This is a genomic window from Rhizobium sp. NZLR8 (assembly GCF_019685025.1).
In the GTDB taxonomy this organism is placed as follows: Bacteria; Pseudomonadota; Alphaproteobacteria; order Rhizobiales; family Rhizobiaceae; genus Rhizobium.
This window is the reverse complement of the sequence record NZ_JABDVY010000015.1, coordinates 1-12,253: the sequence shown is the minus strand read 5'-3', so window position 1 is coordinate 12,253 and position 12,253 is coordinate 1. Positions and strand designations below refer to the sequence as shown.

General features: G+C 59.7%; 14 protein-coding genes. 13 read left to right on the top strand and 1 reads right to left on the bottom strand.

What is annotated here, in order from left to right:
- Positions 1 to 38: 38 nt before the first annotated feature.
- The 11 genes from HJB89_RS26240 (at position 39) to HJB89_RS26190 (ending at position 10,254) form a co-directional block, all read left to right on the top strand.
- Positions 39 to 695 carry a response regulator transcription factor gene (locus HJB89_RS26240; RefSeq protein WP_221132993.1) on the top strand — a complete coding sequence of 219 codons (657 nt, stop codon included), beginning with the start codon at positions 39 to 41 and terminating at the stop codon, positions 693 to 695.
- The gene (locus HJB89_RS26235; RefSeq protein ID WP_221117889.1) at positions 692 to 2,068 is read left to right on the top strand and encodes a HAMP domain-containing sensor histidine kinase; all 1,377 of its coding nucleotides are present in this window, start codon (positions 692 to 694) and stop codon (positions 2,066 to 2,068) included. The genes HJB89_RS26240 and HJB89_RS26235 overlap by 4 nt, the downstream gene beginning before the upstream one ends.
- A gap of 190 nt (positions 2,069 to 2,258) precedes the next feature.
- Positions 2,259 to 2,942, top strand: coding sequence for an MtnX-like HAD-IB family phosphatase (locus HJB89_RS26230; RefSeq protein ID WP_221117890.1), 684 nt, complete (start codon positions 2,259 to 2,261; stop codon positions 2,940 to 2,942).
- A 20-nt stretch (positions 2,943 to 2,962) separates the two neighbouring features.
- Positions 2,963 to 4,384, top strand: a complete 1,422-nt coding sequence (locus HJB89_RS26225) for an aspartate aminotransferase family protein (RefSeq protein WP_221117900.1) — start codon at positions 2,963 to 2,965, stop codon at positions 4,382 to 4,384.
- A gap of 4 nt (positions 4,385 to 4,388) precedes the next feature.
- On the top strand, positions 4,389 to 5,342 hold the full coding sequence (locus HJB89_RS26220) for an arginase (protein WP_221117891.1): 954 nt from the start codon (positions 4,389 to 4,391) through the stop codon (positions 5,340 to 5,342).
- Positions 5,339 to 5,692, top strand: a complete 354-nt coding sequence (locus tag HJB89_RS26215) for an EamA family transporter (protein ID WP_221117892.1) — start codon at positions 5,339 to 5,341, stop codon at positions 5,690 to 5,692. Before HJB89_RS26220 ends, HJB89_RS26215 begins: the two co-directional genes overlap by 4 nt.
- Complete coding sequence (locus HJB89_RS26210) at positions 5,689 to 6,561, top strand: fatty acid desaturase (protein WP_221132991.1); 873 nt, start codon at positions 5,689 to 5,691, stop codon at positions 6,559 to 6,561. Before HJB89_RS26215 ends, HJB89_RS26210 begins: the two co-directional genes overlap by 4 nt.
- Positions 6,551 to 7,363: a carboxylesterase gene (locus HJB89_RS26205; protein ID WP_221150765.1), complete on the top strand. Its 813-nt coding sequence runs from the start codon at positions 6,551 to 6,553 to the stop codon at positions 7,361 to 7,363. The genes HJB89_RS26210 and HJB89_RS26205 overlap by 11 nt, the downstream gene beginning before the upstream one ends.
- A complete protein-coding gene (locus HJB89_RS26200) occupies positions 7,344 to 8,489 on the top strand; it encodes a GNAT family N-acetyltransferase (protein WP_221150764.1) in 1,146 nt (381 codons plus the stop codon). Before HJB89_RS26205 ends, HJB89_RS26200 begins: the two co-directional genes overlap by 20 nt.
- Complete coding sequence (locus HJB89_RS26195; protein WP_221117896.1) at positions 8,489 to 8,917, top strand: EamA family transporter; 429 nt, start codon at positions 8,489 to 8,491, stop codon at positions 8,915 to 8,917. Before HJB89_RS26200 ends, HJB89_RS26195 begins: the two co-directional genes overlap by 1 nt.
- Entirely contained in the window at positions 8,917 to 10,254 is a 1,338-nt protein-coding gene (locus HJB89_RS26190) for a cyclopropane-fatty-acyl-phospholipid synthase family protein (RefSeq protein ID WP_221150763.1), read from the top strand. Before HJB89_RS26195 ends, HJB89_RS26190 begins: the two co-directional genes overlap by 1 nt.
- Here HJB89_RS26190 and HJB89_RS26185 read toward each other — a convergent pair.
- The gene (locus HJB89_RS26185; RefSeq protein ID WP_221117898.1) at positions 10,195 to 11,019 is read right to left on the bottom strand and encodes a MipA/OmpV family protein; all 825 of its coding nucleotides are present in this window, start codon (positions 11,017 to 11,019) and stop codon (positions 10,195 to 10,197) included. The two genes, HJB89_RS26190 and HJB89_RS26185, sit on opposite strands and share 60 nt — an antisense overlap.
- Positions 11,020 to 11,220: 201 nt before the next feature.
- On the opposite strand from HJB89_RS26185, the gene HJB89_RS26180 reads away from it, so the two are divergent.
- On the top strand, positions 11,221 to 11,739 hold the full coding sequence (locus HJB89_RS26180) for an ISAs1 family transposase (protein WP_221150762.1): 519 nt from the start codon (positions 11,221 to 11,223) through the stop codon (positions 11,737 to 11,739).
- A complete protein-coding gene (locus HJB89_RS26175) occupies positions 11,726 to 12,148 on the top strand; it encodes an ISAs1 family transposase (protein WP_221150805.1) in 423 nt (140 codons plus the stop codon). The genes HJB89_RS26180 and HJB89_RS26175 overlap by 14 nt, the downstream gene beginning before the upstream one ends.
- Positions 12,149 to 12,253: the final 105 nt, after the last annotated feature.

Here is a 12,253-nt window from a genome sequence, read left to right as displayed (position 1 = left end):
CATCGGCAGCATTTGCCGACACGAGAAGCGGAGGGAACGTGCGTATTCTGCTTGTTGAAGACGACAGCATTCTCGGCTCATCGCTGAAGAGGGCGCTGGAGAAACATGCCTATGGAGTCGACTGGATGCGCGACGGCCAGTCAGGTCTTGAAGCGGCAGAGCACTCGCATTTTGCAGCCGTCATCCTCGACATCAACCTTCCGGTACTAGGCGGCATCGGCGTCCTCAAAGGCATAAGGCGGAAGGGTAACACGGTCCCGGTCCTGCTCCTGACAGCTCTCGATGCCGTCAGGCAGAAGGTGGAAGGGCTCGACGAGGGCGCCGACGACTATCTGATCAAACCCTTTGACCTTGACGAATTGCTTGCACGCCTGCGCGCCCTCATCCGTCGCCGCGAAGGCCGGGCCGAAAGCATCTTGCGGTGCGGTGATATCGAGGTGGATCCGGCGGCGATGGTGGCGCGCAAGGGCAGTCTGCAGGTTCACACCACGGCCAAGGAATTTCACCTGCTCAAGCTCTTGATGGAGCGAAGTGGTCGCTATGTGACCAAGAACGATATCGAATACGCTCTCTACGATGCCAACAGCACCGTCGAAAGCAATGCCATCGAGGTGACGATCTACAATCTGCGCAAGAAGCTCGGAACCGATTTCATCAAATCGATCCGTGGCATCGGTTACATGATCGAGCGATGAGCCAGTCAACCCTCACACGCAAGATTTTCTTCAGGATCGCACCTGTCGTGGTGGTGACGATTATGGTGATCGGCGCTTTCGCCTTCAACAGTGGCACACGCGAGATCAACAACATCTATGATGCGCAGCTCATCAACGATGCAAACGTCTTGTGGCGATTGTTGCATAACCGGCTGCAACATTCGCTCGACCGCACGCCGCAACAGGTCGACGATATCGATTTCAGCATGGACAATCAGCTCGCCTTAAATGAGGATGCTGACGACTACGCCGACGCGCACATGTTCCGCGCCTGGGTAGACGGCAAGATCATGTTCTTCAGCAGCACTGCCTTTCAGTCCGACGTGCCACACCAGCAGGCGGGTTTCACGAACCTGAGCTATCGCAACGAGGACTGGCGCGTCTATTCGCTGCCGATCCCGGATTCCGGAATCGTCATGGAAGTCGGCGAGAAGATCTCGCTACGCCAGACACTGGTATCCAACATCTTGTTGAACCTCTTCTTTCCATTGCTCGTCTTGGTACCGGTGATCGGCTTCTTGATCTGGCTCGGCATCAATAGCGGCCTGCGCACCATCCATGGACTGGTCCACCAGATTCGAACCCGTTCCCCCGACGACCTTTCAGAAATACCGGTCGGCGATCTGCCTAGAGATCTCTTGCCGCTCGGCCGTTCAATCAATCAGCTTCTCGGCAAGCTCGGGCGCTCGCTGACGCTGGAAAGGCGCTTTTCGGATCTCGCCGCCCATCAACTGCGTACGCCGCAAGCAAGCATCAAACTACTCTTGCAGATGTTAGATGGCACCGACGACGAACACGAGCGCAAGGCGATCATTGCCGATCTGGTCACCAGCAACAACCGGGCAACCCATCTGATTGAGCAATTGCTGCGCCTTGCGAGGGTAAGCCATCATCCCTTAAATCCGATGCCTGTTCGTCTCTACCATCTGATGGCATCGACGCTCGCGGAAGTCGGCAACTTTATCACCAGCCGCAAGCTCGATGTCTCTTTGGTCGGTCCTGAATCGGCTGAGGTGAGGACGGACGCATCGCTGCTGCAGATGATGGTCGGCAACCTCCTGGACAACGCGATAAAGTACACCCCACCCAGCGGTCGGATCGAGGTGGTTCTCGCCCCGGAGGCTGACTTCTGGCTGATTTCAATCAGTGACAGCGGACAGGGAATTCCGCCCGATGAACGTGAGGCCGTCTTCAAGCGCTTCTATCGTCTGGACACCCTCAGCGCCGAGGGCGCCGGCCTCGGGCTTGCCATAGTCGCCGATACCGCGGATCGTCTTGCGGCATCGGTGAAACTTTCGACACCTGTCTGGGGACAGGGCTTACGGGTGGAGCTGCGACTGCCGAAGACCTGAACCCGGACCGATATCTCCCGTTCCCGATCGAAGCCCTGTAGAAACTGACCACGCTCTCAAAGCGCGGCGAGAATCGCAGGCATTTCAGGACGCGGCGTCCCGCATATTTCATTTTCGCATCATTTTCCCTTCAGTCCTGCCTCATCGACGCCCGGTAAACACCGCCGCAGAGAGTTCGAAAGGGCATTTGATGCAGGTCTTCTCCGATTTTGACGGCACGATTTCCATTCAGGACGTGACGGACATCGTACTGTCGAACTTTGCCGATCCCGAATGGGAAGAGATCGAAAAGCAATGGAAGGACGGCCTGATCGGATCGGCCGATTGCATGCGCCGGCAGATTGCCCTCATCCGCGCAAGCCGCGGCGACCTCGGCGCACTGCTCGATACGGTCGCGATCGACCCCGGCTTCAAGTCTTTCCTCGACGATTGCCGCCTGGCCGGCCTGCCGGTGAGCGTCGTTTCCGACGGCGTCGACCATTTCATCCGTCACGTCCTGCTGCGTAACGGCATTGCCGATCTTGCCATCATTGCCAACCGCCTTACCTGGCGCCTCGTCGACGGCCGCGAGGCCTACGCCCTGTCGCCCGCGCTCACGGCGGCCGGTTGTTCGTCGGGTTCGGGTGTCTGCAAATGCCATGTCATCTGGGGCATCGAACCACACATCTATATCGGCGACGGACGAAGCGATTTCTGCGTTGCCGGCATGGCCGATCTCGTCTTCGCCAAGGACAGGCTTGCCGATTACTGCACCGACCGTGGCATCCCCTTTATCGGCTTTGCCGACTTCACCGATCTGCGTTCCAAGCTGAAAGCAGTCCTTCCGGGCATCGCGCGCCAAGGCCGCGCGGTCCCCCAATCCCAAATCGCATGAACCAGACGAAGAGGCATATGATGAACATTGTGAATGTCGAAACCTTCACCGAAAAGTCCCCGCTGTCCGGACGGTCGGAGGCCGAGCTGCGGCTGATGGAAGAAGCCTATTGCTCGCATGGCGATACGGTCCATTACGCGGCGGAGCCGAAATTCTTCGAGGAATGCGAAGGCTCCTACCTTTATGACGCAAAGGGGACGCCATTCCTCGATCTGCAGATGTGGTATTCGGCCGTCAATTTCGGCTATCGCAACGAGAGGCTGAATGCCGCCGTCCATCGGCAGCTCGACCGGCTGCCACAGGTCGCCTCGCAATATCTGCATCGCGAGAAGGTCGAGCTTGCGACGATGATCGCGCAAGATGCCGAGCGCAAGTTCGGCCGCAAGGGGCGCGTTCATTTCAATGTCGGCGGCTCGCAGGCGGTCGAAGATTCGCTGAAGCTGGTGCGCAATTATACAGGCGGCAAAAGCCTGATGTTCGCCTTCGAAGGCGGCTATCACGGCCGCACCCTCGGCGCCTCGGCCATCACCTCCAGCTACCGGTATCGCCGCCGCTTCGGCCATTTCGGTGAACGAGCGCAATTCATCGAGTTTCCCTATCACTTCCGCGGCCCGAAGGGCATGTCGAAGGAAGAATACGGAGAGCATTGCGTGCGCAAGTTCGCGCGCCTCTTTGAAAGCGAGTATAACGGCGTCTGGGATCCCAAGGTCGGCAGCGCCGAATATGCGGCCTTCTATATCGAACCGATCCAGGGCACCGGCGGCTACGTCATCCCGCCGATGAACTTCTTCACCGAACTCAAGAAGGTCCTGGATCAGCACGGCATCTTGCTTGTCGTCGACGAGATCCAGATGGGCGTCTACCGGACCGGCAAGCTCTGGTCGATCGAACATTTCGGCGTTCAGCCCGACGTTCTCGTCTTCGGCAAGGCGATCACCAATGGGCTCAACCCGCTGTCGGGCGTCTGGGCCAGGGAGGAAATGATCAATCCGACGGTCTTCCCGCCCGGCTCCACCCATTCCACCTTCGCCAGCAACCCGATGGGCACGGCCGTTGCGCTCGAAACCATGAAGATGCTGGAGGAGGAGGATTTTGGCGCCGCGATCATGGCCAAGGGCGCCTATTTCCTCGATGGCCTGAAGCAGCTTCAAAAGCGTCATGCGATCGTCGGCGACGTCGACGGCCTCGGATTGGCTCTGAGATGCGAGATCTGCAAGGAAGACGGTTTCACGCCCGACAAGGCGACGATGGACTGGCTTTGCGACGAAGGCATGAAGGGCGACCTCCAGGTCGGCGACAAGGTCTATGGCCTCGTTCTCGATGTCGGCGGCTACCACAAAAACGTCATCACCCTGGCGCCGAACCTGCTGATCTCACGCGAAGAGATCGATCTGGCGCTGACGCTGCTCGACCACGTCTTCACCCGCGCGGCCCGGAGGTAGCACGGTGCAGCTTCTCCTCCTTCATCTCGACGATGCTTTGGAGTTGCAGCCGGACTTCGTGCGCGCCTGCACGCTTGCAGGCGCGTGCCACCATGCCGACAAGCGGGGCGGCAGCGCAATCAGATTATGGGGCAGGCAGAAGATGCTGTCCGAACTCGGCCGGGATATCTCCCGGGCGCTGCCCTCTCGAGGCCGGGGACCGCAGCTTGCCTTCATGGGCTCGGGCGATTTCCATCATGTGACCGCTCTGCTTCTCGATATGGCCCTCGAACGGCGGCCGGTTTCGACCACTCTCGTTCATTTCGACAATCACCCGGACTGGGTGAATTTCGAGGGCGGCATGCATTGCGGCTCGTGGATCAACAGCGCCCTGTCGAACCCGAGGATAGACAAGGTCGTCACCGTCGGCGTCTGCAGCAGCGATCTGCGCAACCCCGAACGCAAGGGAGCCAATCTGCGGTGGCTGAGGGAAGGCAAGCTGGAGCTTTTCCCTTACGAGCATCCGCCAAGCCGCGTCTCTGCCGAATATGGCAGCGGCGCCAGCTACCGGCAGGACGGGCGCGCCCTGTACTGGAATTCCATCTCCGAGATCGGCGAAGAGAATTTCATCGACCTGATCCTCAGCCGCATCGGCACCGAGGCGGTCTATTTCACGATCGACAAGGACGTGCTTGCCGCCGATGACGCCGTGACCAACTGGGATCAGGGTCGCATGCGCCTGCCCTATCTGATGGCACTGATCAGCGAGATCGGCAGCCGCCATCGCGTCGTCGGCGCCGACGTCATCGGCGATTATTCGGTGCCGAGTTACGCGGGCGGCCTCAAGACCCGGCTGCTGAAGCAGGCGGAAATCTTCATCGATCAGCCGCGGCTGCGGCAGGCGGCGGATGCCGTGCGCAACATCAACAGCGCCGCAAATCACGCGTTGCTGGAAGTCCTGGCGGAATCGATGGAATGACCGGCGGCCTCACCTTGCCGATGTTCGGCCTGATCCTGTTCTGCGTGGTCGCCGAAACCGCCCGCGAGGTCTGCTTCAAGCAGGCGGCCAGCGACAGCGCCATTCTGGCAACCCTGGCCAAGCCTCTGACCTGGCTCGGCATCGCCTTCTGGGCGATCGAATTGCTTGCCTGGACGGCCGTGCTCACCCGCGTGCCGCTGACCATCGCCTTTCCTCTGATGGCGCTCAGCTATGTCGGAACCGTCGTCGCCGGTGCCGCCGTCTTCAAGGAAAATATCAACCTTCGCCACGCGGCGGGCGTGTTTCTCATTACCGCCGGCGTGGCCTGCGTGGGAGCAACCGGACTATGAAAATCTTTGCTCATACCAGATGGGATGTCGCCCCCGTGCTTGCGGCCTTTGCGCATCTTGTCTTTGACGTCTACCTGATCGTCGGCTTTGAAAGCCGGCCGCTCTGGGTCTCCGCGATCCTGGGTTGCCTTTATGCCGTATCGATATCCTGGAACATCAACAGCATCTCGCACAATTTCATCCACACGCCCTATTTCAAGCCACGCTGGATGAATTACGGCTTCAGCCTGCTGGAATCGGTGGCGATCGGTTTTTCTCAGACCTATTACCACTGGGTGCACATGCGCCATCATTCCGGCAACAGCGACCGGCCAGATGAGAACGGCGGTACGATCGATCTCCTGTCGATCTATCGCTATGGCCGCAACGGCGAGCCGGAGAATGTCTGGTCCTACACGCTGAAAAGCTTCTTCCGTGACAGTCTCGGCGATATTCACAAGGCCATCGCCAAGAACCGTCCTTTCGACGCCGCGTGGGGCCGTTTCGAACTGCTTGCCTTCCTCGGCCTTGCGGCGATAGCGCTGATCTACGATTGGAAAGCCGTGCTGTTCTTCGTGCCGTTTTACTACGCCGGCAACTGCCTGTCGTCGCTCAACGGCTATTACGAGCACCTGCATGGCGATCCGGACGAACCGATTGCGTGGGGCGTGAGCAGCCACAAGCCGTTCTACAACTGGCTTTGGTTCGGCAATGGCTATCATGCCGAACATCATTACCGGCCGCGCACCCACTGGACGAGGCTTGCGGCACTGCACGAACAGATCAGGGAAGACCAGGAAAAGGCAGGCACGCATGTGATCAGCACCTGCCATGCCCTGGGCTTCATGGCTCCGGAAAACCGCGAGATGGAGCTTCGGCATGAGGTCTGAGCAGTTGAGCTTCTTCCTGCCGGGAACGAACGGCAAAGGTGTGCTGCTGATCCACGGCTTGACTGGCGCCCCGGCCGAAATGAAGCTCGTGGCGCGCCGACTCAACCGGCGCGGCTACAGCGTTCACGCGCCGTTGCTGGCCGGTCATGGCGAAGACATCAGGACGCTGCGCCGCACGCGGTGGGAAGACTGGTTGGCAAGCGTTGTGCGCGGATCCGAATTCCTGGCAGAGCGCACGCAAGCGGTTTTTGCCGCCGGCATCTGCGTCGGCGGCAAGCTGTCATTGCTGGCCGCCAAGCACCGGCCGGACCTGATCAAGGCTGTCGCTATCTACTCGCCCTGCTTCCACTACGACGGCTGGGATGTTCCGCGACATTATACGATGCTGTCGCCGCATATCGGCTGGCTGTCGCGGGTGCCCTTTCTCGACCGGCTCAATTTCAGAGAAAATCAGTCGCTCGGCATCAAGGATGATCGCAGGCGCCGCCTGGTCGAGGACATGGCGGGCGAAGGCATGCTCGACAAATTTCCCGGCCGCGGCATCGTCGAGATGTATCGATTGGGCAAGGCGCTTCGCGGAACCCTGCCTGAGATTCAGACGCCAACGCTGATCCTCCACGCCGAAGAGGACGATCTCAGCAACCCCCGGCATGCGCTTTATATATCCGATCACATCGGCGGGCCGCATGAACTCAAGTGGATCAAGGACAGCTACCACATGATCCATCTCGACCAGCATCGACAGGTCGCGGAATTCACGGCCAATTTTTTTGAGGCAGGCCATGCTGAAACTCGCTTATAGACAATTTCCCGCAGAAGACGGCGAGCCGGTCGCACAGGTCTACGACACGATCCGCGCCATCGGCCGCGAAGCGTGGAATGCCTGTTACCGCGGCCAGGTCGAAGATTATGATTGCCTGCTTGCGATCGAAGACGCCGGCATCGGCGAATTCGATTGGCGCTACATTACGATCGCCGAGAACGGAAGGATCAGCGCCGCCATGCCGGTGTTTCTGTGCCCCTATCCGCTGGACACGACACTAGAAGAGGGTTTAGCGCGCCGGCTGATCCGCCGCGTGCGACAACACGTTTCAGGCTTCCTGGTGCTGCGGCTTGCCTGCCTTGGCTCGCCGTGCACCGAAAACGGCGTCATAGGCTTTCATGCCGAGGTGCCGGAGGACCGTCGTGAGGCGCTGTTCGGCGAACTGCTCGACGCCTTCGAAAGGCTTGCGGCTCGGGAAGGCTGCGCGCTGATGGGGATCAAGGATGTTCCCGCGCCGGTCGCCCTGGAATTCGGCGCCGTGCTTTCGGAGCGGCGCTATGCCCCAATCTGCGGCCTGCCATCCGCCTGGCTCGATATCGATTTTCGGACGATCGACGAATACATGGCCCGGCTGTCTGCGGGCACGCGCAAGGACATGCGGCGCAAGATCAAGTCCTTCGACGCCGTCAGGGTCGAATTCAGAACGGATGTGGGTGACGTGCTGCCGCGGATCATGGCGCTCTACCACGATACGCGCAATCGCAGCGAATGGCAGTTCGAAGAGCTGACGCCCGCTTATTTCGAGGGGATACTGACCCATATGCGCGGCCGTTCGTTCTGCGTCCTCTATCTTGTCGAGGACGAGCTGCTGGCTGCCAATCTCATCGTTCATGATGATCGCGTCGCGATCGACAAGTTCTTCTGCATGGATGGCGAACAGGGACGGCCGTACAATCTCTATTTCCTGAGCTGGTTCACCAATCTGCGTTACTGCCTCGATAGTGGTCTCAGCCGTTACCGGAGCGGCCAGGCATATTATGAAAACAAGGTGCGGCTTGGCAGCCAGCTGGCGGCCAACACCATGTTTTTCCGCCACCGAAATCCTGTGCTGCAGACATTGCTGCGGCTGGTCTCTCCGCTTTTTTCCGCGGAGCAGGCCAAGTGATGACGTCGATGCGCCTGACATGGCTCGCCGTGCCTGTCCTCAACACGCTGTTTCAGATTTTCATGAAGCTCGGCGCGATGCAGTTGAACCGTGCCGAGGGGGGGACCTTGCTGCACGACGCGCTTGCCTCGCACTGGATCCTGGCAGCCCTCGTCGTCGAGGTCGTCTGCTTCTTCGTCTGGATGACGGTGCTCGCCGAACTCGACCTCAGCCGGGCCTTCCCGCTCTCGGGTATCAGCTATGTCCTAATCATTGCAAGCGGCTGGTTGATATTCGGCGAGCCGATCGTCGCACTCCAGATCGTCGGCAGCGGCCTGATCCTTGCCGGCGTCTGGCTGATCGCCGGCGCATCGGAGGCGACGCACGCGGTCGATGAGCCTGGCAGCGTGCACGCCCTGCGCCGCGCGCATCCTGGCGAGGATCGGTGATGGCGCAAGCACAAGGCTTCATCCTCCATAGGATCGGTGCTGCGGCCGCGGCTTTCACCAACTGGATCATGGCGCGGGCGCTTTCGCTCATCGTCACGCACGGCTCCCTCGACGTTACCATGTCCAATGGCCGCCTGCTCTCCTTTGGTGACGCATCCGGTGAGCGGGTGCATGTGCGCTTTGCCGATCTCGCTGCGCAATGGGCCTTCCTGATCGATGCCGATATGCGGCTCGGCGAACTCTACATGGACCGCCGCTTTCTCGTCGAACAGGGTTCACTTTTCGACTTCCTGGCGATGATGCTGCGTGAGGCCCAGAACGCCAAGCATCCGCTCATCGCCCGGCTGATCGATCATGCGCGCACCTGGCTACGCATCTTCCGCCATCGCAATCTGCCGGCCCGCTCCAAGGCCAATGTCGCCCACCACTACGATCTGGATGGCCGGCTCTACGAACTCTTCCTCGATCGGGACCGGCAATATTCCTGCGCCTATTTCGACAGCCCCGACCAGTCGCTCGATGCGGCGCAGCGCGCCAAGAAGCGGCATCTCGCCGCGAAATTGCGGCTTGAGCCCGGCAAGAGCGTGCTCGATATTGGTTGCGGCTGGGGTGGGCTGGCCCTGCATATGGCAAGGCATGTGCCGCGCGGGCATGTGCTCGGCATCACCCTGTCGGAAGAGCAGCATGACTACGCCCAGAAACGGCTTGCCGAACACGAGCGGATGGAGGCGGATATCCGGTTTGCCCTTCAGGACTATCGCAGCTTGAGCGGACGGTTCGACCGGATCGTGTCGGTCGGCATGTTCGAGCATGTCGGCCTGGCATCCTATCGCGCCTTTTTCGACACATGTGCGGATCTGCTGGAAGATGACGGCATTATGGTTTTGCACACGATCGGCTGCTCTGCGACACCCGGGTTCACCACGCCTTGGCTCGACAGATATATATTCCCCGGCGGCTACATTCCCGCGCTGTCGGAGATCCTTCCCGAAATTGAAAAAGCCGGTCTTCAGGTTACCGATATCGAGGTCCTGCGCCTGCACTATGCCTGGACGCTGGCACATTGGCGAAAGCGCTTCCTGGCGCGCTGGCAAGAGGCTGCCGCACTTTACGACGAACGCTTCTGCCGCATGTGGGAATTCTACCTTGCATGCGCCGAAGCCGCATTCCGCTACGAGGATCTGGTGGTTTTTCAGATCCAGTTAAGCAAGCGCAACGACGTCATTCCCGTGACGCGGGACTATATCGGCCAGCATGAGAAAGCGGCAGCGCAAAGCTCAAAAGCCTATCTGGAAGGAGCGATTGAGCGTGATACCGATGACGTTCTGATCGGCTGAGCCAAGTCTTGAGGTTATCGGGCTGTCGGCCGCATCGCCTACCAGGCGGCTATATTTGTCGTAGGCCTGCACGCTCCAGGCCGATGAGAGCGTATAGGTGGCGGCCACCGTGAATCCGATGGATTTGAGACCGCCATTCGCGTCAAACGCCTCGACGCGACCACTGTTGGCGGCTTCCTCTGCGGAAACCGCGAAATTGTTGCGTATATAGGTGCGGTTTGCCAGAGACAGGCGCGGACCGGCAGACAGCAGCCAGCGATCGCCGACGGGCTGGAACCAATCGAGATAAAGATCTGCAAGCGCACCGTCGCCGCCCCACAACGCTTGACGTGTTTCCGCCCGAACACGCAGGCGATCCTCTATCGGCCAGTACTGCGCAAAGACGCCGGCGTCCAGATTCCACTGGACCGAATGCAAACCCTGCAGTTCGGATTCGTCGAATGCCGATCGTCCACCTCTCAGGCCGACGACGGGGCCGATTTCGACGCCGCCGATATCGAAGAGCCCGTAGTCGATATTATCATCCGGCGCGCTGTATTCAGGCGCCTCGCCAAGTCGGCGAAAATCGAAAGACGGCATGCCGCTGAAGGAAAGATGCTTCGATCCTTCATAGGAGGGACCGTATTCCACGGATCCGCCAAGCGTTATGATCCACTGATTATCGGAGGATTTTGCATTCTGGCTCAAGGCCGAATGAGAGCCCAGGAATATCAGCGGCAACGATAGCGCCGCCGCGCGGAATAATGCCGTATCCGATGAGACCATATACGCCCTGTTCCGCACCTCGAACGTCAGCGAACGATCCCACTTTCGCAGGCGGCGCCGTTGCAGTCTTTTAAAACAATTTCCTATTCTAGCCAACTGCCTTGGGGCATGCAGACAGGGCAATCGGGTGAATTAACAGGTGACAATGGGCTGAAAAGCTGAATCTGTCGGCATCCTCTAATTGGTGGGAGGATGAAGTCGATGGACGATGTGGCTTGCGATCTCGATGCAGTCGCCGAGACGGTTGTTTTTCTGAGCTATTTCGATGACCTGCATGATGGCCGGCAAATCGCGAAGGTGAAATACCCGCTCGCGGAAGTGTTGCTGCTGTGTCTGTTGGCGGTGATCGCCGGGGCGGAAACCATCACCGATATCGCCCGCTTCGGCGACAAGAAGCTCGCACTGTTGCGCCGGTTCCGCCCGTTTCGCGAGGGCACGCCGGCCCATGATCATCTGGGCGATATCCTCGCCACCCTGGATGCCGAGCATTTTCAACGCTGTTTCGTGGCTTGGGTCGCCTCTCTGATTGGCGTTCCGGAAGGCGTCGTCGCCATCGATGGCAAGACCGTTCGCCGCTCGAAGGGGGTAGACAAGGACGCCATCCAGATGGTGTCGGCCTTTGCCGCCCGCCAGCGTCTGGTGATGGGTCAGGTCAAGGTGGCGGACAAGGCCCAACGAGATCGTCGCCATCCCCAAGCTGCTGGACATGCTGGCCATTGAGGGCGCCGTCGTGACCATCGACGCCATGGGCTGCCAACGGGCCATCGCCCAGAAGGTCGTGGACCAGAAGGCCGACTACATTTTCGCCCTCAAAGGCAATCAGGGTACCCTGCGCGATGATGTCGAACTCTTTGCCACAGAACAAAAATCCAAGTCTTTCCAAGACACGACCGTCAGCCGCCATCGCACGGTCGATGGCGATCACGGACGCATCGAAACGACGGACATCACCGTCATCCACGACGTCGAGTGGCTTCAAAAGGATCATCGGTGGCCCGCCCTGAACAGCGTCGTCATGGTTGAGAGCATCCGCGAAACCGGCAACAAGAGCGAGCGCGAGACTCGCTTCTACATTACCTCGCTGGTGCTCGTCGCCAGCCTGATCGGCCCCCTTGTATCTGCACGTTAGAGATTTTGTGCGATGGAAGCGATTGAGCCTCTGGCCGGGTGGCCACCCGGCCAGAGGCGTGACGAAGTCGCCCGTTCCCCCTCTGGTTACAACCGTGGATGAGCC